The organism is Alteromonas lipotrueiana, assembly GCF_019249245.1.
GTDB classification, from domain to species: Bacteria; Pseudomonadota; Gammaproteobacteria; order Enterobacterales; family Alteromonadaceae; genus Alteromonas; species Alteromonas lipotrueiana.
In genome coordinates this window covers 18,773-43,363 of sequence record NZ_JAESDK010000001.1, presented here as the reverse complement: position 1 = coordinate 43,363, position 24,591 = coordinate 18,773, and the positions used below count along the sequence as shown (strand labels likewise).

Below are 24,591 nucleotides of genomic sequence, written 5' to 3'. Positions count from 1 at the left end.
TTCCGGGTTTAATTTTAATCCGACCGTGGTGATAAGTGCATATAAACGAACTACTCTTCTTGCAGGTGGCGGTGCTGGGCGTAATTGCTACAGTCGGCATGATGTTCACTTATGCCTTGCCCGCTCCCTCATTAAAACGAAACCATAAATCCAGTACAGGTTTGTTTGCCCGTTTATTCCTGTTCTTTTTATGGTTAAGTTACGGGTTTTCTAATCTGCTGTACGTTGAAACCACCCTGTTTTATGGATTGGGCCAGAATCTATGCGCCACGTTGGCCGCCTACATGGTCTATCTAACGGTATTAAAACGCTTCGGGCGTCCTTTGCCCACCCCCCATCGTTTATTTATTTTAGTGCACCTGGTTACGTTAGAAACCTTAACGGTACTGGTACACAATGCCGGCGATAATTTCTTTCTTTGCCAAATGTTATTTTTAATCAGCACACTGATACCCATATTCGCAGCAGCGCTTAAAATGAGGCAACTGATGGACCAGCGCAGCGTAGGCGATAAGGTACTGTTTTGTATTTTAAGCGGGGCAGTGGCGGTTCTGGTATTGGGTGGGCCGCTTTATATGTTTGTTATTTCAGTAACGTCGCAGTACAAAAGCTTTATAACCTTTGGGTTAGCGGTTATTGCCATGATTATCTTTATGCTAGGCTTTGTTATCTCGTTTATGCACTCTTTGGTTATTCGCTTGCGTAAGCAAATTTACCGAGACCCACTGACGGCCTGCAAAAATCGTAATTACTTTTATGATGTTGCGCCGGCTTTGGTTAAACGTGCCGAATCGCAAGATTTGCAAGTGTGTATGCTGGTCTGTGACATTGACCACTTTAAACAAATTAATGACAAACACGGACATTTGGCAGGCGACAAAGCCCTGAACCATTTTAGTCAGTTATTGCGCAGTCAGCTGTGCGGCGATGATGTGCTTATTCGGATGGGGGGCGAAGAATTTTTGATATTGCTGATAGGTTACGACATCGATAAAGCCGCTCACTGGGCTAATGCGTTGTGCCGCTATGTAGCCGCACATCCGCTAAATTACAAAGCCCACGATATTCAGCTTACCGCGTCGTTTGGTTTGCTGGCCATGCCGCCTAAGGCCGATTTGTTTGAAATTATTGGCGAGGCAGACCAGGCGTTATATCAGGCCAAAAATCAGGGTAGAAACCAGGTCGTAATGTTTCAGTCGGACACTACTCAAACACTAGCTGCATGTCCATTGCTTTCCAGTAACGCTGCTCCTGCATCAGGTCAGCATGTAGAATTGGCCGGTGTTCCAGCCAGTCTGCAGGAAAAGTAAGCACAAGTTTGGCTCTTTTTGCCTGAACAATAAACTTTGGTAAAAAACCTTCCTGACGCTTTTTATTTAACAATACTCCCAGTCGCAATAACCCTACAAGTCTGCGTACACTGTTTTGGTCGTAAAGATGAAACGCCGGAATTTGATTAGGCTTTATTTTCTTTCGGTGAAAACGCACCAGTGAAGCCAGTAAGCCCTGTTGTTCCTGGGTGAAGCCTGGCATTTCAACATTGCCAAGAATGTAGGCTGAATGACGCTGTACGCCTCTTGAGTTAATCTGTAGGCCAACTTCATGCAATGTAGCAGCCCAACCTAATAAATTACGAAAATCATGGTCTTTGAGCTTCCATGGTTTAGTGCACTGATCGTACAAATACCGGCAGGTATTTAATACCAGGTTAGCCTGCGTAATATCAACATCGTAGCGGGTTGCCAGACTTGACGCTGTGCGACTTTTAATATCGGCATTGTGTAGCTCATCTTCCATCTGATACAGCACACCTTCACGCAGCGCTGCCGGTGAGTAAACCAGCCCATCAATTTTTAAAGACCGAAAGATACCAATTAATATTGCCAGTCCGCCCGCAATTACGTGGCGTCGGTCCTCACTAATTTCAGGCATTATTAACTTGTCTATGTGCCCGGCAGTAATAAATTGTTTTTTCAGATTTTTTAAGCACTTAAGGGTGATGGGTACGGTGTGGCCATTATTGCGCTCGCGCTGAGCCAGGTTAAATAAGGTTTTAATGGTGCCTGAAGTACCCAGACACTGTGCCCAGCCTAGTTTGCGATAGCGCTGTACAATATCTTCAAGATCTTGTCCGACACTGGTTATGGCTTTATCAAATGCCTTACTGGTAAGCTCGCCGGTGGCAAAAAATCGCTCGGTATAACTAACGCAACCCATTTGCTGACTACTACACACCAATGGTGTAAAGCCGTCGCCAATAATAAATTCGGTTGAACCGCCGCCAATATCAACCACAAGACGGCGCCCCTCGGTGTGATTGGTATGGGCTACGCCTGAATAAATAAGCCGGGCTTCTTCGTGACCGGGTATTATCTCGATAGGATAAGGCATAATTTCACGGGCAGCTTCGATAAAATCGCCTGCATTTTTAGCCTTTCGAAGTGTATGTGTGGCGACAATACGTACCGAGTCGGGAGCAAAACCGGCCAGACTTTGCGCAACAATACGCAAAGTATCCAGACCCCGGTTTATGGCTTCTTCAGAAAGCATATTATGCTCATCAAGACCTGCCGCCATACGTACTTTTTGTTTTACCCGGTGCAGTATTTGTACTGAGCCAGCATTGATGCGGGCCACCACAAGGTGAAAGCTATTGGAGCCAATATCCAGCGCGGCTACCTTGGCGGTCTCACGGCTAGCGACACTGCCTAATGCGGATTCTTGTTGAGTCATTGGGGTTATTCGTTCTCTAGCTGGTTAAGGTAGTCGTATATTTCAATCTGTGAGCGTAACTTTTTACGGTTACCACGACGCACATATCGATTGGTTTGTTCTTTATCTATGACTCTGGCCTTCAAGGTATCGCAAAACTGAATTTCGGTCATTTCAACAATACGCTGTTGTAAGCGTTTGTCGTAAATAGGGCAGCCAACTTCAATTCGGTTATCCATGTTACGGGTCATCCAGTCAGCTGACGAAATAAACACTTTCCGATCGCCGCCACCTTCAAAAATCATAACCCGCGGATGTTCCAGAAACCGATCGACAATAGAAATTATTTCAATGTTATCGCTAATGCCGGGCAAACCCGGAACCAGCGAGCACATACCCCGGACAATGCCGCGAATCTTTATGCCCGCCTGGCCGGCCCGGTACAAATCGTCAATCAGCTCTTTGTCGACCAGGTTATTAATTTTAAAGGTGATACCGGCAGTGTGCCCTTCTTTAAGATGCTGAATTTCTTTACGAATAAGCGACTGAATTTTGGTTCGGGCATTCAAAGGCGAGATTTGCAGATGCTGAAATTTATACCGGCGATAGGGGTACTGAATCAGGTCAAATACTGCCACGGCCTCTTCTGCCAGTTCCTGATTACGGGTAAATAGACTGTAGTCAGTATAAATTTTTGCGGTTTTTTCATTAAAGTTACCGGTACCAAAGTGGGCATAATGCACCAGCGATCCTCGTTCTTCACGAGTAACCAAACACAGTTTACTGTGAATTTTTAAGGTAGGAACGCCCAGCACCACGCGAATGCCCGCGTCGGTCATGCGCTTTGACCATTCAATATTGGCTTCTTCGTCAAACCGGGCGCGAATCTCGACCACCACGGTCACTTTTTTCCCGTTATCGACTGCGTCAATCAGCGAGTTAACAATTCTTGAATTACTGGCCACCCGATAAATATTAATACGGATAGTTTTTACACTGGGGTCAAAGGCGGCCTGGCGTACAAACTCAGTAAAATGCAAAAACCGGTGATAAGGGTAATACAGCAAAATATCATGCGCTGTAATGGCATCAAAAACGGTATTGAACTTAGAAAATTCTTTGGTATCGATCGCTGGCAGGGCGGCGTGTTCAAGATAATCACGACCTACATTCGGAAAACCAATGAAATCTTTAAAATTACGAAAATGGCCAGCCGCGTGCATGGTATCCAAAGAGGTGATTTTCAGCCGCTTGCGCAAGTCATGCACCATATCAATAGGCATACTATTGTCATAAATTACCCGAACGGGTTCGGCAATCAGGCGCTGCTTCATGCTTTCAGACATTTTTTCGACGTAACTTTCATCAATTTCATCATTGATAGAATATTCAGCGTCACGGGTCATTTTAAATGAAAACGCCTCTAAAGAGTCGTACTTCACAAAGCCCCGGAATATCTCTTCTAAACACAGCTGAATGATGTCATCCAACAAAATAATATGTTTTTTCTTACGACTTTTTTGCGGAGGAATTTGTACAAAGCGCGACATTTCTTGCGAAGGCACCTGCAATGCCGCATAGCGGGTGTTTTTGTCTTTACGTCGAATCGCGACATACAAATACACCGCAGACCCATTCAAGCGACTCAGTAGGTCGGTTTTCTTGTCGATCAGTACCGGGGCAATATGACGCAGTATTTTATTGACAAAAAAGTTACGGGCCCAGGCTATCTGGTAATCGGTAAGCTCGTTTTTGCGTAATATAAAAATATTATAGCGTGCCAGTGCCTTAACCACATCACGGTGAATCTGGTCAAACTTGTTAGACAATGACACCACTTTTTTCTGAATTTGCTCCATCAGCTCAATTTTACTGCGCGCTTCATCTTCCACCCCATCGTTTTGCGCGATAGTGATGAGTCGTTTTACATCGGCGGCGTGCACCCGGTAAAATTCGTCAAGATTGTTAGAGTAAATGCCTAAAAAGCGTATACGCTCAACCACAGGCGTATTTTTGTCAGCGGCCTCCTGCAAAACGCGTTCGTTAAACGCTAGCCAGCTTAACTCTTTGGGATAATAAAGCGCGTTGGGTTCCATAGGTGTCTTTGTTCACAGTTAAACCAATAAAGAGGCAGCGTGCCGCTACACAAGCACGCCGGTGACACTACCGCAGATATATTAACTTTGCGTGTTAATGTCGACTACCAGATCGTTGGCCAGGTTTTCCAGTGCGCTTTGTAAAGCATCCTGATTAAACGCTTCAGGTACCGCTAATCGGGCCCGGGCCTTAAACATCATTGAGCCCCAGTTAGCCGCACTCTCAACCGTTGAGTCAAAAGATACAATATTTAAATTAAACTGGTTCAAAGTGGCGGTCAGTTCTTGCACAATGCCGGGTTTGTCATTACCCATAACTTCGACGGTTAGCGTGTTACCCAATGCTTTTGAACTATCCGGAGAAGACACCGCCTTCACTTCGAGGTCGGGTAAGCCATTTAGTGCAGCAACAAGCTCGTCGTGTTGGTTTTGAGGTACCTGCACCTCAACAAAGCCGGTAAACATACCAGCCATGTGCGCAAAGCTACTACCCTGCCAATTACCGCCATGCTGGTATACTGCCTTGGCAAGCGTATCTACAATGCCGGTTTTGTCTTTGCCCATTATAGTAATAATTACTGGTTGCATAGGTGCTCCGGTGTTTGGTTGTGACTGAAATTTAACAGACCAGGTGAAAGATGGCGCGCCGCGCTCTGCCAGAATTCACTTGATAATAACTCATAAAATACCACATCATTAGCGCCTAACCAGCCCAATTTTGAGCGTAACCTGTTGTCAGACAAGTATGAATCTTAAAATTTCCAGCAGAACCCGGCAACGTCAACGCAAAGACCATCGCATGAAGGTCCTGGTGACGGCATTTGGCGCACTGGTATTATTGACCCTTATCGTGCTGGTAACACAACTGCTGAGTCAGGCGGCGCCGTTGTTATTTACGCCTGCGGTCACACTGCAAAGTCAGCATCCGGTTAGTGCTACGGCGCAGTTAGTGGCGGTTGACGATATGCTAGAACGTGAGTCTGCAGTATTGATATGGCCCGGCTGTCGGTTACAGCAGGTAAGCTTGGCACATCAGGCGTTATCACAAAAACAGCGAAGTTCTGTGCCCACAAATATCAGCCCGTTAAACCCAGCTAATACCCCCCGGTCGCCCGCGGCAACACCGACGCTATGTCACAGGCAGGCAAAAACGGTTGAGCATTTAAATAACACATTTGTGGTGGCAGTAACGTCCAGGGCTGAGGTAACGTTGTATAACGTGACAGCATCTAAGGGGATAACTTCTACCGGGGCTGCTATTGATAAAACCGCTTCTTCAGATGTTGACCCGGCACCATTAGCACAACCCCCTTTGTTGCAGGCTTCATTACCTGTGGGCCAATGGCAGCAGGTTAAGACCTGGCGTGCGGCAATAGGTCGCAACTGGCTGGTTTTACAACTACAACAGCCCGACAGCACGACCGTACACTGGATAAACCGTCAAAACCCGGCTGAGGTTTTCAGCTCAACATTCACGCCATCACAATCGGTGTTAACACTACCCGATACTGGTTTACAGTTAGTTACCACCGGCTCCGGTTTGGTTATGCAAAACTACCAGGGGCAAGAACAAGGCGAGGCCCCCCTTGAAGAAAGTATCAGCTGGTGGCAGAGTTTACCCAAAGATCGTACGGTTCTTATTGCTAATAATTCAGGCAAAATAACCCGTTGGGTATTGCAAAATCACAATGGCAAAATGATTTATCAGCCTACCTATTCATTTGCCCTGAACCCTTCAGAGCAACCTTTGGCGGTGGCAGCGCATCCTACCGCTAATGCTTTGGTTTTATCCACCAATAGTAAGCGTTTACTTATCATAAATCGTGTCACGGGTGAGATAGTTACCCAGTCTTACAGCGAGCAATTGATCACTGGCTTACGCTGGTATGCTACGCGTTTATATGCTTTTAACTCCCGACATCTCGACATTTATCAAACCCGTAATTTATCGGGCATCACCACGTGGGCCTCGCTATTTGAACCTCAGCAATACGAAGGGTATTTATCACCACAACAGACCTGGCAAAGTTCCACCGCCACCGATTTTCAGGAGCAAAAGTTCAGCCTTACGCCACTGCTGATGGGCAGCATTAAAGCTTCGTTTCTTGCTTTAATAATTGCTATCCCTATGGCCATCAGTGCTGCTATTTACACGGGGTATTTTGCCCACGCAACGTTACGCGCCTGGGTAAAGCCGGCCATAGAGATGCTAGAGGCAATACCCTCAGTGGTTATTGGTTTTATAGCCGCAATTTGGCTTACACCAATGGCGACTCATCTGTTAGTGGGTGTGGTCTTTTTTATTCTCGCCCTGCCTTTAATCTTAGTGGCAACCTTGTTACTAAAAGCCGTTGTGGCAAGGCGTTGGGCCTATATAAACAGAAGCGTAGAATTATTACTGGCGGCGATAACCTTACTGGTATTAGGCGCGGTGTGTTTTATGGTGGCCCCAGAGGTGCTGCATTTTTTAAGCGACGGTCAGGGGGCGCAGGCATTTTTTGCAGACACGCAAAGCCCTATCGGAAAAACCTCATTGGTGGTAGCCATTGCCCTGGGGCTGGCAGTGAGCCCAGGTATTTATTCTCTGGCTGAAGATGCCATACACAGTGTGCCGAGTGACTTAAAGCGCGCATCGTTTGCGTTAGGCGCGACACCCTTACAGACCTTGTACAGGGTAGTATTGCATGTGGCGATGCCCGGTGTATTAGCCGCAATTATGCTGGGTTTTGGTCGGGCATTTGGTGAAACAATGATAGTTCTGATGGTAACAGGTAACACGCCCATCGCTTCATGGAGTCTGTTTGAGGGTCTGCGCGCGCTCACCGCAAATCTGGCTATTGAGCTGCCCGAAGCTGAAGTAGGCAGTGCGCATTATCAAATACTGTTTCTTACAGCCTGCCTGTTGTTTGGTTTTACTTTTATAATAAATACGGTCGCAGAGCTATTGCGCCAGCGTCTACGCAGGTCACATTATCATGGATAAACGCTGGTTTTACCCATGGCGCAACGCTGCTCAACGCCAAACTCTGGTCATAAGTTTGTGTGCGTTTTTTACGGCAGGTTTACTGCTAGGGCTTGTCGGTATTATATTACTTATTTTTGCGCGTGGGGGTGGTTATTTTTGGCCTGAAGATATTTATGAGTTTGGCTTACCCATCGACAACAAACCCGAGGTACGCGTTTTTGGCGAATTTCAGGGATCTCAGGGGCTCGCCTCACTGGGTGACAAAAGTGCCAGGTATTGGCTGGTGTATTCACACTCAAATCCGCCTTACAAAAGACGGGCACTGGTAGCCGCCCACCGGGTACAAAATGCAGATATTGCCCGCCACGCAGCCCGGGTTTTACTGCACGATGGGCGCACATTTCTGGCAAAACCGGTATTTTTAAATAAACACGACGAACGTGGCCGGGTACTAGATAAATTGCCTGCGTATCAACAACAAGTGCAACGCCTGACTGATCAGATAGAGACCATTCGCGACATACACCTTGGGCCCCTGCACCGTAAGATAAGCACGCTTACCCTAAAAGATAGTCAAACAAATTCCGGTGAATTACTTGCGGGTAAAAGAGCGTTTGAACGTTGGCAGAGCAAAGTTATACAACTTGAGGCTACCCGAGGGCAGTATACGCTCACACTCGAATTTGCCGACACCAACACCATAACGGTTCCGCTTAATCAGCTTAAGCAATTGGTGTACCCAGGGCAGCTGAATCAAGTCGAGAAGCTGTGGCTGACATTAGGCAATATCTGGCAATTTTTAAGTCAGCCACCCCAACAGGCGAATACCGCAGGGGGCATTTTCCCGGCTTTATTTGGTACCGTGCTGATGGTGTTCTTGATGACCCTGATAGTCACTCCGTTCGGAGTATTAGCGGCGGTTTATCTAAGCGAATACGCCCCACGAAACGCTGTGACTACCGCCATTCGCGTTGCCGTGGCCAATATGGCCGGTGTGCCGTCAATAGTGTATGGCGTGTTTGGGCTGGGGTTCTTTATTTATGGTATAGGGGGGCAATTGGACGAATGGCTGTTTGGTGATAGTTTACCCGCACCTACGTTGGGCACCCCTGGGCTTTTCTGGGCGTCACTAACTATGGCGTTGCTAACCTTACCCGTGGTTATTGTTGCCACTGAAGAAGGTTTACGCAACGTGCCCGCCGAGATTAAAGCCGGTAGTTATGCTTTAGGTGCGACCAAAGCTGAAACCATGTGGCACACTGTGTTGCCGATGGCTTCTCCGGGCATTATGACAGGGGTTATTTTAGCCATTGCCCGGGCAGCCGGAGAAGTGGCGCCGCTTATGCTGGTAGGGGCCGTAAAGTTTGCTCCCAATTTACCTGTTGATAGTGAGTTTCCGTTTTTACATCTTGAACGCCAGTTTATGCATCTTGGGGTGCTTATTTATGATGGTGCGTTTCATAGCCAGACCCAAACAAGTGGAGCATCGATGATGTTCGCCGCCTGTTTGTTATTACTGCTGGTAGTATTTATTCTTAATATTATTGCGGTAGTGCTGCGCAACAAGCTGAGAAAACGTTATCAAAAAGAAACATAAAAGAGGCGCAAATGCTGACACTGTTTGAGCGCGAAACGTTAAATTTAGCCACACTGAATGATGAACAGACAGCAATCAGGGTTGAACAGCTTAATCTGGCTTTTGATAAAAAGTCGGTGCTAAGTGAAATTAGCATGCGGATACCGGCTAATCGTATTGTGGCGTTAATAGGCCAAAGCGGCTGTGGAAAGTCGACACTTATCAGCTGCTTTAATCGTATGAACGACTTTTATCCTCAGTGTCGGTACGAAGGCAAAATTATTATTGATGGTCGCAATATTAATCACCGCAACGAAAACGTGGCGCAGTTACGCGCCCGGGTGGGGATGGTTTTTCAAAAGCCTAATCCGTTTCCTATGAGCATATTTGACAATATTTGTTACGGTCTGCGTTTACAGGGCGTGACGCAGCGCCGTCAACTTGATGAGGCAGTAGAACAGGCTTTAAAAGACGCCGCTCTGTGGAACGAAGTAAAAGACCGGTTATTTGACCCCGCCAGTGTTTTATCGGGTGGGCAGCAGCAACGCTTAGTTATTGCCCGGGCATTGGCATTGAAACCTGAAATTTTGCTGCTTGATGAGCCTACCTCGGCGTTGGATCCTTTAACTACATTGCATATCGAAGAGCTAATGGCACAGCTCAAAAAGCGTTGTACCATTGTTATTGTGACTCACAATATGCAGCAGGCCGCGCGTGTGTCTGACTATACCGCCTTTTTACACCAGGGACGCCTGATTGAATACAGCGACAGTGATACCTTGTTTACTACTCCACGCAAAAAGCAAACCGAAGATTATATTACTGGCCGGTATGGTTAAAGTTATAGCAAGAATACGTCTTATTAGAGGTGATCATGCAACAAGTTGCATTTAATACTCATATTTCCGGAAAATTTAATACCGAGCTGGAAAACCTGCGCAATTCAGTGCTAACCATGGGGGGAGCAGTTGAGCAACAACTCATCGATACCATAAAGGCAATTCGCTACAATATGCCGGGCCTGGCAGAAAAAGTAATGTTAAATGACGCGGCAATTAATTCTATGGAAATGCAGATTGACCAGGAATGTTTGCGAATTATTGCCAAACGTCACCCTACGGCGTCTGATCTGAGGCTAGTAATGACCATTTCAAAAACCATCACCGATATTGAGCGCATGGGCGATGAAATTGAGCGTATTTCCAGGCTGGTGACCAAGCAGCAGTTGCCGTCTTCAGAAACCGTAAAAAGCAGTATGCTGCTTATTTGCGAACAGGTCGCGCAAATGATGCGCGGTACCTTTGATGCTTTTGCACGCCAGGATGAACAGTCGGCCCTTGAGGTGTATGAGCAAGATGATTTGATTGACAATGAATACAACAAATTGCTGAGTTACATTGTCGGAGAGATAGAAAAAAACACTGAGTCGATGCGTGACTGGCTAGAAATTTTGTGGGCATTACGGTCAATTGAACGGGTAGGCGATCGATGCAAAAACATCTGCGAATACGTGGTGGGGCTTGCCAGGGGAGAAGATGCCCGACATTCGACGTTAGAAAACATGGTCAAAAGATTAAAAAACTTTTCGTAACTTTTCGCCTAACCGTCATAAAACTGAAATATTAACCGCTAAGATCATCAACCTGCTTTGAATTTTTCTAAAATTTAGAAGATCATTAAGTTTGGACTATGGCAACTGCATTGATTACGTTATCATGCGCGCAGACTAAAAAGATCAGTACAATTATTGACCTATGCGAAAAACAGAATTTACTTTGTCACCGAGCACTAATGTCCAGTTAAACGGGCGCTCTATATTCTTAACAAGCCTGACGTTGTCTGGCCAGTTCAGTAAGTAACTCAGGAGCAGATACCTGTGGAATTATTGCAAAATTACGGTACTACACTCATTATTCTGGCCGGTGTTGTAGGCTTTATTATGGCGTGGGGCATTGGCGCGAACGACGTAGCTAATGCCATGGGGACCTCGGTAGGTTCTAAAGCACTAACAATCAAACAAGCAATTTTTATTGCCATGATCTTTGAATTCGCCGGCGCCTATCTGGCGGGAGGCGAGGTTACCGCTACCATCCGTAAAGGAATTATTGATTCCAGCTTCTTCATCGACAAGCCCGATTATCTGGTGTTAGGCATGATTGCCTCGCTATTTGCTGCAGGTGTGTGGCTGGCGCTGGCATCCTGGCTAGGCTGGCCGGTTTCTACCACCCATTCTATTGTGGGCGCGATTGTAGGCTTTACTGCCACAGGCGTAAGCATGGACGCGGTATCGTGGGGCAAGGTAGGAGGTATTGTTGGCAGTTGGGTGGTGACCCCCGCTTTGTCAGGTCTTATTGCTTACCTGATTTTCATGAGCGCACAAAAACTTATCTTTAATACCAACCAGCCACTGCAAAATGCAAAACGTTATGTGCCTATTTACATGGGCATGGCGGGCTTTGTAATGTCGCTGGTTACCATTAAAAAAGGTTTGAAACACGTCGGGTTAGAACTGTCTGCAACCAATGGCTATCTGATGGCTATTGCCATTGCTGTTTTGCTTGGCCTGGTAGGTAAAGTCATGATTAAACGTTTGAAGTACAGCGAGTCAGAAGACGCTGATTTGCAGGCTGCGAATGTAGAAAAAGTCTTTGCCATTCTAATGGTAGTCACCGCCTGTTGTATGGCATTTGCCCACGGCTCTAACGACGTGGCCAATGCAATCGGGCCTTTGGCCGCGGTGGTTAGTGTGGTTAGTTCTGGTGGTGAAATCAACGCCAATTCGCAGTTGTCACCCTGGATTCTGCCGTTAGGTGGTCTGGGTATTGTAGCTGGTCTGGCATTGTTTGGTCACCGGGTTATCAAAACCATTGGGCAAGGTATTACTCACTTAACGCCCAGCCGGGGCTTTGCCGCTGAGTTGGCAGCGGCCTGTACTGTAGTTATTGCTTCAGGAACAGGTTTGCCTATCTCAACGACGCAAACTCTGGTAGGCGCTGTATTAGGTGTAGGCTTAGCCCGCGGAATTTCCGCCTTAAACCTTGGTATTGTGCGTAATATTGTGGTTTCGTGGGTGATAACCCTGCCCGCGGGTGCCATTTTGTCGGTTATCTTCTTCTATTCGTTAAAAGGTATTTTTAACGTCGCCTGATAACCCGCTCAATATAACCAACCTCAAAACCCCTGATATTTTGGTATCAGGGGTTTTTATGCGTTTAGCGCTTGCTCTTTGGGTTGTTGTCTCTGATTCTACCCGAGTAAACTCTTAGCTGCCCGCCCACCTAAGTTGCCGAAGGCTGTCAACATGCTTGTGGCGAGGTTGTGTAGATATTTAATACGCTAAAGGGGGAATTATTATAAAAATAATATTACTAAAGCTTATCTTGCTTTCGGTGGGATAAGCTTAAAAGTAAAATATATAAGCGTTAGCGATAGTTCGGTATCAAAATAGTAGGATGTTAGTAAGTAAGCACTTAATGAGCAGACAAGCAATCAAGGGTAATGAGTAACCCGCCCTGAGGCTTCTTACTTGCACTTCAGGGCAGCAGGCAACCAAGCTTAATCGGCGTTAGCTTCCACCGGCGATACAGGCGAAACAAAGCCTTCGGGCTTAATCCCGATAACCGAACAAGTAAGCTTTTGTAATGTTTCTTCGGCGGTGCCGCCCATAATAAACCCGGGGACCCCCAAGCGGGCGACCGTACCCATGACCACCGCTTTTGCTCCGACCGCGGTGGCGGTGGTAGCAATTTCACGACGCGGATAGCCATGCACAAGATGTGTCTGGCGGCGCAATTTCTTCATAGTGCCTTTTTTAAATTGTTCTTTTAACTCGGCCTTTACTGCTGTTATCAAGCGCTCCAGTTCGGCTTCACGTTCTTGATAGATATTGTTTAAATCATTCTCAAGTGCGTTTTCATCTACCGAGATAAACCCACCACGCAAAATATTGTCTGGCACTGCATCAAACACATGCACTATGCGCAGTTGGGCTGACTCCATTAAAGCGACATGAGCAGCATATCGTAATATATCCATGTTTAATGCCCGGCGAACCGATACTTCGTGTGCAGGATAGTGGTAGTTGAGATCGAGCGCTGCCACAATGGTATCGTATTGCGCTTTGTCGTTGCGCGGGACCACCCACACCGGGCAGGGGCATTTACGCAATAACTGCATGTCATCTGCACCACACAGGCGATCTTTATCATCTGCATCAGACAATTTTATGACTAAATCTATCTTGTTAGCCATAATGTACTGAATGATTTCAATCGACGACTGGCCAACTGTCACTTTGCCTTTAACCGGATATTGCTTAGACCACTGCGCGATCTGTTTATCAAGCCAGATCTTAGCCGCATTCTCCATAGAGTTGTGGGTTTCAAGATAAGCAAATGACTGCATCACCATATTTGCATTGGGCGGCAGCGCATCAAGCTTTAGCATAACGGTCAACTGTGCATCATGATATTTTGCGACCTGTATGGCATGCTTCACAATTTTATCATGGTGATGAGCATCACTAAGAATACAAAGAATATTTTTACTGTTTCCGGTCATTGCTGCCTCACCTGGACTCTATCAGTAACAGGCGTTCTGCGGTCCTGTTATCAAGCGAAAATGTTGGTTTGCTTACCATAATTATAGAAGTATTGCGTAAAGATGTGGCAACAAAACTAAGAAGCTTTTATGACAGCCTACGCTCTAACCTGTTGACCATTATAATAAACCAGAGTTCGCACAATTATACCGGTTATTTAGCGATTTGCGTTTTTGCTTCTATGATTCTTATGCTAGATTAAAATTCCCTGTTTTAATCAAAAAGATTACTGTATGAAATGGCCAAACCTTAAACATCTTCATTATCTGGTCACTCTGCACCAGGAACAACATTTTCACCGGGCGGCAAACCGGTGCAATGTCAGCCAGTCTACCTTAAGTACCGCTATTCAAAACCTTGAAGAACATTTTGGGAGCCAGTTACTTGAACGTGAGCATAAAACATTTGTTTTTACTTCGTTAGGTCTGGATGTGGTCGAGCGTAGTAAGCTTATTTTACAAGAGGCCGGCGAACTGGTTGAGTACGCTCAAAACGCGGGTGACTGGCAGCGAGGCAAGCTAAAGCTGGGCGTAATACCTACCATAGCGCCATTTTTATTTGAAGGCTTAATCGGAGCGTTCAGTACATTTTTGCCCGACATTAGTCTTGAGCTACAAGAAGACACCACCGACAATCTAATGCGCCAGCTTACCGACGGGCAACTCGATTTACTGGTATTGGCACTGCCTATGGATACTCCTGGCTGCAAGCAAATGATACTGGGGCACGATCCATTTCATTTGGTCGCTCACCATGAGCTGGCCCATAACCTGCCAGAACCTTTGGATTTGTCCTCATTGCCGAAAAAAAGTATTTTTCTGTTGCAGCAAGAACACTGCATGACCGGTCATGCCGTAAGTGCCTGTAATCTGCAACATCAGGAACAGGTCAGTAGTTTAGCGGCCAGCAGCTTGTACACACTGGTACAACTTGCAAACAGCAAACTGGGTTATACATTTTTACCCGAGTTGGCTTTAAACCAAAAGATATTGCAGTCAACCGAGCTTACGGCTATGCCGGCAGAAGATAAAGCTTATCGGGAAATTGGACTTGTATGGCGTTCAGGTACCACACGGATGAGGCTGTTTCGACGCATTGCGGAAGTTCTCGCGCCGCTGCTTCCGGTTCCTACCTTACGTTAATAAATCGCAGCTTGAAGACACTGGCCTGCATGATGGCGCAGGCCAGTTATCTAGAGTAATAATTTTCCTAATAGACGTGATTACCCGACAACCCACCCGTAATGGTTTTAATAATAATTTTTAAATCAAACCACACAGACCAGCGGTGCATATAATCAAGATCAAACTCGACCCGTTTGGCCATTTTATTCACGGTTTCGGTCTCGCCGCGCAAACCATTAACCTGTGCCCAGCCGGTAATACCCGGTCTAATCTTATGCCGCAACATATAGCCAGTGATAAGTTTACGGTATTGTTCATTGTGCGCCACCGCATGAGGGCGAGGTCCTACAATGGACATACGGCCTTGCAGCACATTAATAAACTGTGGCAGCTCATCGAGTGAAGTACGGCGTAAAAACGCACCCAAAGGGGTTACTCTGGGGTCATTTTTTGTAGCCTGTTTCACTTCACTGCCGTTATCCTGGGTCGACATTGAGCGAAATTTATAGACCGTAATTTCTTTGCCATCAAGCCCATAGCGTTTTTGTTTAAAAATGGCCGGACCCGATGATGTCATTTTGATGGCTGCGGCAATACACAGCATTGGAATGGCAATAATAGCCAGAATAATACTGCTAACCACAACATCTTCAATACGTTTAAGCACATCGTTTGAGCCTTGAAACGGCGTGTCGTAAATACTTAATGCCTGTACATTGCCCACCGACTGCCAGCGTGAATTCAACAAAGAGTACATAAAGAAGTTTGGAATCAAATAAACATTAGCGGTGGTATCGCTGCACTTTTCCAATATGGCTTTAATGCGGTTTTCGGCTGCTGTAGGCAGGGCAATATAAATGTAGTCAACCTGATGCAGACGCGCCATTTCAATTGCATCGTCAATGCTGCCACAAATATCGTGCTGTTGCTCACCCAGTAAACGCTCGGCAGGGCGATCGTCATACATGCCTTTAAAGTGAATGCCCAGATGCTCGTTTTGTTTCATCTGCGCAGCCATGTTATAGCCTGTGTCAGTGGCACCGACAATAATGGCCGAACGCGAGTTCATACCGTTGCTGCGTACCTTAAACAAAAACTGACGCATAATAGCGCGCCATATCGTGAGACTAACAAACGAGGCTGCAAACCAGAACATCACCATAGACGGCGACAGGGTAACACTGTGCGAAAACATAAAGCCTAAGGTCATAGTGACAAAGAAGCTTAGCAACCAGGTTAACACTGTATTTTTCAGCATTGAACTGGTGGGGCTACTACGCCATGACCGGTACAAATCCATCGCTTCTGCTGCCATCTGAAATGACACCACATTGATAAATAGCAATATCATGCCGGTAGTGGTGATGGTTAAATCGTAATAAAACAGCGCCGCATAAAAGCATACTGTGATAAGACAAAGATCTATCAAACGATATAGGGTCGAAAAGCTGCTTTGATAATGCCCGGTGATTCCACTTCTGGTTTCGTCCCGTGTCGGACTGTTGCTATTTAGCGCCTGACTTTGCAGCAAATTAAATTTCATTTCATTCACTCCAGCTAAGTGGGAAATCAGGAAAATAAACGGCTCTACTGAATTCACGCATTTAGAAAAAAAGAAATACAGTTATGTTGCGAGATTCAATGCATAAATTGAACCATATATTTCAACTAAGGCTTTCTCTAACGTTTTTGGCTCATTCAAACATGCAAGTATAGGGCCTGAGTCAGGCAGGGCTAAGCCTGCCGCGATCTATTATCGCGATTGAAATGACCTACTGTCAGCCTTTAAAGCAGGCTAAACGCTGATTCAATAGCGGGTTATCAACATGGCCTCGTCATCAAGATCGCACTTTAGGTCTGTGAATCGGTAAAAAATTCCCCAGGCGTACCTGGCACGCTCTTAGCATACGGCCTTCACCTAGCCTTTGCCCCAATAGTATAGGCTGACTATTACAGAAATTGGCGTCAAACAGGTAAATAGCTCGCTAAGCAAAAAATGTTTATCAGGCATAGCAGTAGACGCAGCCGGTGCTAACTACCTTACGCCACTCAAATTTTTTGTTCTTTTTATTTAATTTCGCAGGAGAGATCATGATTAACAGGACTTCCAGTATCGTAGCCTTGTCTTTAGTCGCGTCGGGGGTAGCCCAGGCTCAGCAGGCCGGACGATACGAATTCGGGAGTGCAGACCTGATCCCTGTGCTGAATACGGAATTTCTTCACATTGATAATGTCACCTACGCTAATGCGGGGACGCCCAGCATCAGTAGCTGGGTAGGGGTTGTATCGCCTTCGGTTAAAGCTGTTACCCAGGTGGCGGGGAATGAAATAGAGCTGGGCTACCGGCTAGAGCGTGGTGAGTATTTTTCCAGTGAACAGGATAATTACACCGACCACTTTATTCATGCCGACGGCGATTTTGTGATAAATGATCGCAACCGGTTTTCGGCTCGCGCTAATTTTGAAGATGGGCATGACGAAAGGGGGCGCGTCTATTCTAATGGCTTTGGGCAAGCATTAAGCGAGCCAGACACCTTTAAAAATACCCAGGTTGCGGGTATCTATTCTTATGGTGTGGCCTCGGGTAAAGGAAAAGTGGATGTTAGCGCGGGCTATGAAGTCATGGACTACGACGATCGTCTGCAGGTGTCCGATTTTCGAGACAGTGCATTTTTAACCTTTCGCGACCGCGATTATCTTCGGTATGGCGCTGCATTGTATTACAAGATTGCCCCTAGCACTAAGCTGGTGCTGGATGCCGTTCGCCAGAATATTACGTATGACAAAGCGGCCAATTCTCAAAGTTCGCTCGATTCAATTGAAAACAAAGTACTGGCTGGGGTTACCTGGGCATCAAACCAATATACCCGCAGTTATGCCAAGGTAGGGTACAAGCAGAAAAAGTTTGATGCTGCTTCGCGCGAAGACTTTGCGGGCGTAGCCTGGGAAGTGGGTATGACCTATCAACCCCTGTCTTACTCGACGTTAAAAGTGGCGACTAGCGCAGATACCCGCGAAACCAATGGCCTTGCAGACTATATTCGAAATCGTTCGTATCAGGTTGCCTGGACTCATGACTGGGTAGAGCGACTGTCTACCACCGCTAAAGTTGCCTATGTCACCGACGATTATATAGGCCAGGCGGCCGACCTGCGCGAAGATGACACTACACGATTTAGTCTGGGCATGGATTATCAGTTTCGGCGCTGGCTGACCCTGGGTGTGTTTTACCAAATCAACGAAAGAAACAGTAACCGTGACGACGTGGTTTTTGACCGTAATGTAGCAGGCATCACGGCTAAGGTTACCCTGTAATGAAAAAAAACCTACGATTGATACTGGGAATATTATCCGCGGTGTGGGTACTTGGTGTGTCTGCGCAGCAAGGTAACCCCAGCATGAGTCAGTACCGGCTAGGAGTAGGTGACGAAATTCTGATTGAGGTTTTTGGCCAAAGCAATTTGTCTATGCAGTCGCGCCTGCCCGATGTAGGAACCATCAATTATCCTTTTTTAGGTGAGCTTAAACTAGTAGGGCTGACAGTCTCTGAGGTAGAAAAAACGATTTATCAGGGGCTTAAGGGTGACTATTTAGTGAATCCTTCGGTGGCAGTGTCAATTGTAGAGTATCGACCGTTTTTTATTGACGGCGAAGTCAAAGATCCCGGCGGTTACCCCTATCAGCCGGGATTAACCGTAAATAAGGCGGCAGCATTGGCGGGCGGTTATACCGAACGGGCGGCGCGTTCTGATGTTCAAATTATCCGGGAAAAAAATGGCCGGCAAACATCACTGGAAGTCGAGGTAGGTCAGATGATTCAGCCCGGCGACATTATCACTATTCCTCAACGCTTCTTCTAACGAAGCCCTGAGAGTTTTTTTCGCTCTATTTCGAAGGAAAAGCTATGTCTAATAAAATGAGGGACTCGTTGCAGGCCAACATTCTTGACGATGAGACCATTGATTTTGCACATTATTGGCAGGTGTTCAAACGCTATGCCGGAAGAATTATTGTGCTGGCGGTACTATCTACCATTTTAGTCGCGCTTATTGTCATGAAAATGAAGCCAATTTATTCGGCCACGGCCAGCCTGCTGATTGAGTCGCAGCCCGCTAACATCATGTCAATTGAAGAGGTGTATAAGTCGGATACGTCGCGCAAAGACTATATGCAAACGCAATATGAGATTATCCAGTCGCGCCAGGTTATCGCCCGGGCGGTAGATGAGTTAGACTTATCTAACGATCCTGATTTTTTACCTCGCACCTCAGGCGGCTTTGCCGCAGTAAAAAAAGCAAAACAATGGGTTAGATCTAAGCTTACCTTTTTACCAAAAAATGAAAAAGTTGAGTTAACTGCCACGCAAAAGGCAGAAAAGCGCCGGCAAGCGGCTATTAACAAATTAAAAAACTCCATTTCAGTGAAACTGGTGAACAATACTCAGGTTATTGAAATAACTGCAGTAAGTGGTTCGGCGCAGCTTGCCGCACGTATTGCCAACACCATGGGCGATGTGTACGTAGAAAATTACCTTCAGGCAAAAGTGGATATGACCACTAAAGCTACGTCATTTTTGAATGAAAGCATGGAAGGCCTGAAAGACAAACTTGAAAAAGCTGAGCGCAAACTGACCAATTTTTACGAAGATAACCAGCTGGTGAATTTAAGCAACGGGGTTGTGGGGTTGGCCGCTGAAGAGCTTGAAGAATACAGTGACCAGTTGTTAAAAGCTCAGACCACGTTAAAACAAAACCGGGCTATATACCAGCAAACCCAACGCAATGGTACCGACTACGGTGCCTTGGCACGGCTGCCCGAAGTGCTGAACCATGCCAGTATTCAAAGTGTTCGCCGCCAGGAAGCCGAAGCACAAGGTCGGGTGTCTGAGCTAAGTAAAGTCTTTGGACCTAAGCATCCCAAAATGGTAGCCGCCAATGCCGAGCTAAGCTCGGTACGTGAAACCCTGCAAACTCAGATACGCGATCTAATTTCCAGTATTACTACCGAATATCGCGCCTCGCAGGAACGGGTCGCCAACCTTCAGGAAGATGTGAGCCAGGCAAAATCGGAATACCGCAAATTATCGAGTCTGGAGAACCAGCGCCGGGCACTGCAACGCGAGGTAGATATTAACCAGCAGCTTTACAGCAGCATGTTTACCCGCTTAAAAGAAACCAGTGAGATGGGCGGTTTTAAATCGGCGAATGCCCGCATTCTAGATCCAGCATTTGCACCTAATAATCCTTCAGCGCCTAACCGGTCACTGCTGATTGGTGCTGCTTTTGTCGTAAGCTTTGGCTTTGGGGTTCTGTTAGCCTTTGTACTTGAAGCCCTGAACAGTGGTGTACGCTCGGTTGAGGATGTTGAAAGAAAATTAGGTCAGCGGATGCTGGGGTTAATTCCGGTTATTCCTAAAAAACGGAAAAAACAGATGCCACTGCGTGCCTTTTTTGACAGCAAGTACCATCAGTTTTCAGAAGCGGTTCGTACGCTTCGAACCAGCTTGTCGTTAATAAATCTGGAAAGAACCAACCAGGCTATTTTAGTTACATCAAGTGTCCCCAAAGAAGGTAAGTCGACCGTATCAACCAACCTTGCTTTTGCTTTGGGACAATTAGATAAAACCATTCTGGTCGATGCCGATTTGCGTCGGCCATCAATTGGCAAGCGCTTTAATGTTCCTAACTATCAGCCGGGTCTGTCGAATCTGACCATGAAGACCCATTCGCTGGATGAATGTCTGGTCCATGATGAACAATCGGGTATTGATTTGATTTGCGCAGGCAGTATCCCGTCTAACCCGCAGGAACTCCTTGCCGGTGAAGGATTTAATGCACTTATCACCTACCTGAAGAAACATTATACTTATGTGGTGGTAGACACGGCACCTACTCAAGCGGTTAGCGATGCCATGGTAGTTTCAAAAGCGTGCGACTCGGTGATTTATGTTGTGCGCGCTGACAGCACCAGTGAAAAAATGATCCAAAATGGGTTAAGCCGCTTTTTACAAGTGGGTCACCGGGTTGATGGTGTAGTACTGAATCAGGTAGACCTGCGTCGCTCTGATGTTTCTCAGCGATATGGTGGTTTCTACGATCAATACGGTTACAATGCCGACTCTTAAAATAAGAAAGGATTTGCTTTGATAGATGTTCACAGTCATATAATTCCCGGTATTGACGATGGCGCCCGGTCAATGGAAATGGCCCTGGATATGGCGCGACAAAGCGCAGACTGTGGCGTCACTCATTTAGTTTGCACCCCCCACATGCACTGGGGAACCTTTGATAATACCGCAGAGATTATTGAACAGGGATTTGTGCAGCTGCAACAGGCGGTGAACGAGGCCAAAATTGATCTGAGTCTGTCGTGGGCAGGAGAGATTCGCATTAATGAAATGGTACCGGCCTGGTTTAAGCAAAATAAGCTGCCCTACCTGGGCCAAAAAAATGGTAAAAATGTATTATTGTTAGAAATGCCCCACAGTAACATGCCCGCCGGGTTAGACCAGTTATTTCGGTGGCTTATAAATGCTGGGGTACAGCCGCTTATTCCACATCCAGAACGCAACCGGGATGTGTGGAAACGGCCTGAAAAAATACAATGGCTGCGTAATCAGGGGTGCTGGTTACAGGTAACCGCTGGTGCGTTTACCGGACGCTTCGGTGAGCAGGTTCAAGACATCGCGTGGTCTATGCTGGCGAATAACCAGATTGACGTGGTGGCCTCTGACACCCATGACATTCAAAGACGTCCTAACGATATGGGCGATGCGTTTGAGCTGATCAGTAAAAAGGTGTCTAAAGAACAGGCTGAAAAACTGTTTATTCACAATCCTGCCAGTATCGTTGGAATTGCTGTTTAGGTTGATGGGTGGACAATGTCGGTGTTGATACGGCCATCATCGGTGCCGGGTGCCTGTCGATAAAGTGCCAGGCCCAACCATGACTAAAAAAACAGTGGCGCCATTTCCTTTTTCGGCTAGTTGAGCGTACTGAAACAAAACTAGCAAGCAGTAGAATTACAAGGATATTTTATGCAGCAAGCATCATTGAATGTCGCCTTTATGATTAACTCTTTAGAAGGCGGCGGAGCAGAGCGGGTGATGTGTAATCTGCTGTCGGCGATGGAGTCGTATTTTACGTCGAACCAGCTTTGTGTTTACCTGATTTTGCTGGACGATTTGCCCGAAGCTCATACCTGCCCGGCTTACGTAAATAAGGTCACATTAAACACGCACGGCTCGCTGTTAAAAGGATATAGAAGCGCTCGCCAAATGCTGGAAGCGATTAAACCTCAGTTTTGTTTTAGCTTTTTAACCCGCAGTAATATGGTAAATATCGCGCTGGCGCGTAGTTTCGGTTATCAAGCCATAATCAGCGAGCGCGTAAATACCAGTAGTCACTTTGCCGGTGGTTTTAAAGATACCGTGAGTAAATTGATGGTAAAAATGTCTTATCGTTTTGCCGATAATGTGGTGGCGGTGTCTCAGGGTGTAAAAGCCGATCTGCAGCAAAACTTTGGGGTGCCCGAAGCTCGCCTGCAGGTTATTCATAATCCTTATGATATTGCGCAATTAAAACAATTGGCCGACAAACCTGTGGATGATTTACCACCCCGATCTTATATTATTGGTACCGGCCGTTTGGTAAAAAACAAAAATTTTAGTCTGTTGCTTAACGCTTTTGCCCAAAGCGAGCTTACTGACGACCTGCTTATTTTAGGTCAGGGCGATGAGCAAGCGTCTTTAGTGGCGTTGGCCAGGCAATTGGGTATTGCAGAGCGGGTACACTTTAGCGGTTTTCGCAGCAACCCCTATCCTTATTTAAAGCATGCCCGTTTTTTTGTATCTACCTCTAATGCCGAAGGTTTCCCCAATGCGATTGTAGAAGCTATGTGTCTGGGTAAGCCTGTGGCAGCCACTAATTGTGAGTCGGGACCGGCAGAGATTTTGTCGGGTGAGTATCCGTTCAACGTAGATGAGTTTGAGGCTTCAATGTACGGCTGTTTGTGTCAGGTAAATCAGATTAACGGCGTCGTCCAGGCCCTTAATTTTTTAAATAATGAAAGCAACCTTGATTATTACGCCGGGCAAAGCCGCCTGCGAGCACAAGATTTTAGCTATGCAGTTTTTCGCGAAAAAATTATTCAAACTATAAAAGGGCGCCATCGTCAGTCAGAGGAAATGAACAATGTTCATTCTGGTTAAAATTGTTTTTGCGCTACTTAGCGCGTTTTTGGTATACCGAGCTGTATCGGGTCGCTGCAATAAATACCTGGCGTTCGTTATTATTGCTATCTGGCTGCGTTTTTTCTTATCGGCGTTTCATCAAATCACTTATACCCCGCTAGTGGCGGGGTTTTCTATAAATGCATTAAGCTCAATAGGTATTGCTGGCTGTGGCCTGTTGTTATTACCGCGAACGCTATGGTCACTGCGTTCGTTAGCATTACTGTATGCATTTTTTGTCAGCATAATCATCAGCGGTATGTTAAACGGTAATTTGCTGGGACTGGTGAATGTACTGGTAAAATGGTGCTTTTTTCTGTCATTGGCGGGCGCCCTGCTTATGTCTATACGTAAGGTAGGCAAAGATGAGGTGTTACGCAAAATGCTGGTGGCGTTCTTTTTACCGGTCAGCTTACAAATTATGTCGATACTGTTAGGTGAAGCAAAGGCTACTGAAGCTGACGGTTCTACCAGCTATATTGGCGGCTACAACCATGAAGCTGCTTTTTCGATGATTATGGCCAGCTTTATTCTGGTAGTAGGCTTACTGGCGCCGGGCTATATAAGGTTTCGGTCGCTGCTGTTTGTTACTGGCTGTGTATTGCTGGTACTGGCGAACTACCGAACCTCGGTACTGGCTATTTTGCCGATGGCGATTATCTTTGCCTATTCCACGCTGGAAGCGCGGGTCACGCCACGGTACAAACCGGTTTTTTTAATTGCTTCGGCCTTCGCAACCGCACTATTATTTTTATTGATGTCTTACACCATGCAAGACCGGTTTGCCGATGTTTTTGTATTTCTTACGAGTCTGGATGACCTGATCAAAGCGCCGGTGTATTACACCGAAGCAGAAAAAGATATTTTTTCAGCCCGGGTTTATATCTGGAGTCAGTATATTTTTGCTTTTAGTGAAGGGCCCTGGGTTAATCTTATTGTTGGCTGGGGGCCTGAATCGTGGAGCGGCCGCTTTCCAAAATACGCGCATAACACCTATGTATCGTTTCTTTTTGAATACGGTTTTCTTGGACTAGGCTTGTTTTTACTCGCCGTGAGTCGTTTTTTGTGGCAATCACTGCGGATTATAAACCGTCGTTTTGCTCTGATGCTATTTGCTTCTATGGTGGGGTTTCTCATCATGTGCTTTGCTACCATGCCACTTTGGAACATTGAAGGCTTGATTCTCTATGCAATTTTAGTCGGCCATACGATAGCCCCGGTACGATTGCTGCATGACAATTCTCATCATGCGCCTGAATTCATTTCGAAACAGGTTCGCTAACCAAGT

18 protein-coding genes are annotated in these 24,591 nt (G+C 46.3%); 13 read left to right on the top strand and 5 right to left on the bottom strand.

Features of this window, described 5'->3' with window-relative positions; all coding sequences use genetic code 11:
* Window positions 1-35 precede the first annotated feature (35 nt).
* On the top strand, window positions 36-1,310 hold the full coding sequence (locus JK130_RS16760) for a GGDEF domain-containing protein (RefSeq protein WP_218352181.1): 1,275 nt from the start codon (window positions 36-38) through the stop codon (window positions 1,308-1,310).
* Here JK130_RS16760 and ppx read toward each other — a convergent pair.
* From ppx to JK130_RS00150, 3 genes are all read right to left on the bottom strand, one after another.
* On the bottom strand, window positions 1,204-2,733 hold the full coding sequence (gene ppx / locus JK130_RS00160) for an exopolyphosphatase (RefSeq protein WP_218352180.1): 1,530 nt from the start codon (window positions 2,731-2,733) through the stop codon (window positions 1,204-1,206). The genes JK130_RS16760 and ppx overlap by 107 nt on opposite strands.
* 5 nt (window positions 2,734-2,738) lie before the next feature.
* Complete coding sequence (ppk1, locus tag JK130_RS00155) at window positions 2,739-4,808, bottom strand: polyphosphate kinase 1 (protein WP_218352179.1); 2,070 nt, start codon at window positions 4,806-4,808, stop codon at window positions 2,739-2,741.
* Between the two features lie 81 nt (window positions 4,809-4,889).
* A complete protein-coding gene (locus JK130_RS00150; RefSeq protein ID WP_218352178.1) occupies window positions 4,890-5,396 on the bottom strand; it encodes a glycine cleavage system transcriptional repressor in 507 nt (168 codons plus the stop codon).
* 157 nt (window positions 5,397-5,553) lie between these two features.
* Between JK130_RS00150 and JK130_RS00145 the strand changes: the two genes are divergently transcribed.
* From JK130_RS00145 to JK130_RS00125, 5 genes are all read left to right on the top strand, one after another.
* Window positions 5,554-7,791, top strand: a complete 2,238-nt coding sequence (locus tag JK130_RS00145; protein ID WP_218352177.1) for an ABC transporter permease subunit — start codon at window positions 5,554-5,556, stop codon at window positions 7,789-7,791.
* The gene (gene pstA, locus JK130_RS00140) at window positions 7,784-9,370 is read left to right on the top strand and encodes a phosphate ABC transporter permease PstA (protein ID WP_218352176.1); all 1,587 of its coding nucleotides are present in this window, start codon (window positions 7,784-7,786) and stop codon (window positions 9,368-9,370) included. The genes JK130_RS00145 and pstA overlap by 8 nt, the downstream gene beginning before the upstream one ends.
* 11 nt (window positions 9,371-9,381) lie before the next feature.
* Entirely contained in the window at window positions 9,382-10,188 is an 807-nt protein-coding gene (gene pstB / locus JK130_RS00135) for a phosphate ABC transporter ATP-binding protein PstB (protein WP_218352175.1), read from the top strand.
* Between the two features lie 35 nt (window positions 10,189-10,223).
* Window positions 10,224-10,940 carry a phosphate signaling complex protein PhoU gene (gene phoU, locus JK130_RS00130; protein ID WP_218352174.1) on the top strand — a complete coding sequence of 239 codons (717 nt, stop codon included), beginning with the start codon at window positions 10,224-10,226 and terminating at the stop codon, window positions 10,938-10,940.
* 285 nt (window positions 10,941-11,225) lie between these two features.
* Window positions 11,226-12,497 carry an inorganic phosphate transporter gene (locus JK130_RS00125; RefSeq protein ID WP_218352173.1) on the top strand — a complete coding sequence of 424 codons (1,272 nt, stop codon included), beginning with the start codon at window positions 11,226-11,228 and terminating at the stop codon, window positions 12,495-12,497.
* A 407-nt stretch (window positions 12,498-12,904) separates the two neighbouring features.
* Here the strand turns inward: JK130_RS00125 and JK130_RS00120 are convergent, their stop codons facing one another.
* On the bottom strand, window positions 12,905-13,909 hold the full coding sequence (locus JK130_RS00120) for a universal stress protein (protein ID WP_218352172.1): 1,005 nt from the start codon (window positions 13,907-13,909) through the stop codon (window positions 12,905-12,907).
* A 273-nt stretch (window positions 13,910-14,182) separates the two neighbouring features.
* Here JK130_RS00120 and JK130_RS00115 point away from each other — a divergent pair, with 273 nt between their 5' ends.
* Entirely contained in the window at window positions 14,183-15,091 is a 909-nt protein-coding gene (locus tag JK130_RS00115; protein ID WP_218352171.1) for a hydrogen peroxide-inducible genes activator, read from the top strand.
* Window positions 15,092-15,158: 67 nt separating this feature from the next.
* On the opposite strand, the gene JK130_RS00110 is transcribed toward JK130_RS00115, so the two are convergent.
* The gene (locus JK130_RS00110; RefSeq protein ID WP_218352170.1) at window positions 15,159-16,616 is read right to left on the bottom strand and encodes an undecaprenyl-phosphate glucose phosphotransferase; all 1,458 of its coding nucleotides are present in this window, start codon (window positions 16,614-16,616) and stop codon (window positions 15,159-15,161) included.
* Between the two features lie 548 nt (window positions 16,617-17,164).
* Between JK130_RS00110 and JK130_RS00105 the strand changes: the two genes are divergently transcribed.
* From JK130_RS00105 to JK130_RS00080, 6 genes are all read left to right on the top strand, one after another.
* Complete coding sequence (locus tag JK130_RS00105) at window positions 17,165-18,388, top strand: outer membrane beta-barrel protein (RefSeq protein ID WP_218352169.1); 1,224 nt, start codon at window positions 17,165-17,167, stop codon at window positions 18,386-18,388.
* Entirely contained in the window at window positions 18,388-18,933 is a 546-nt protein-coding gene (locus JK130_RS00100; protein ID WP_218352168.1) for a polysaccharide biosynthesis/export family protein, read from the top strand. Before JK130_RS00105 ends, JK130_RS00100 begins: the two co-directional genes overlap by 1 nt.
* 44 nt (window positions 18,934-18,977) lie before the next feature.
* Window positions 18,978-21,197 (top strand): GumC family protein, encoded by a 2,220-nt coding sequence (locus JK130_RS00095; protein ID WP_218352167.1) that lies wholly within the window; start codon window positions 18,978-18,980, stop codon window positions 21,195-21,197.
* Window positions 21,198-21,215: 18 nt separating this feature from the next.
* On the top strand, window positions 21,216-21,938 hold the full coding sequence (locus JK130_RS00090; protein ID WP_218352166.1) for a tyrosine-protein phosphatase: 723 nt from the start codon (window positions 21,216-21,218) through the stop codon (window positions 21,936-21,938).
* Between the two features lie 171 nt (window positions 21,939-22,109).
* A complete protein-coding gene (locus JK130_RS00085; protein WP_218352165.1) occupies window positions 22,110-23,282 on the top strand; it encodes a glycosyltransferase in 1,173 nt (390 codons plus the stop codon).
* Window positions 23,266-24,585 carry an O-antigen ligase family protein gene (locus JK130_RS00080; protein ID WP_218352164.1) on the top strand — a complete coding sequence of 440 codons (1,320 nt, stop codon included), beginning with the start codon at window positions 23,266-23,268 and terminating at the stop codon, window positions 24,583-24,585. Before JK130_RS00085 ends, JK130_RS00080 begins: the two co-directional genes overlap by 17 nt.
* The last annotated feature ends 6 nt before the right edge of the window (window positions 24,586-24,591 follow it).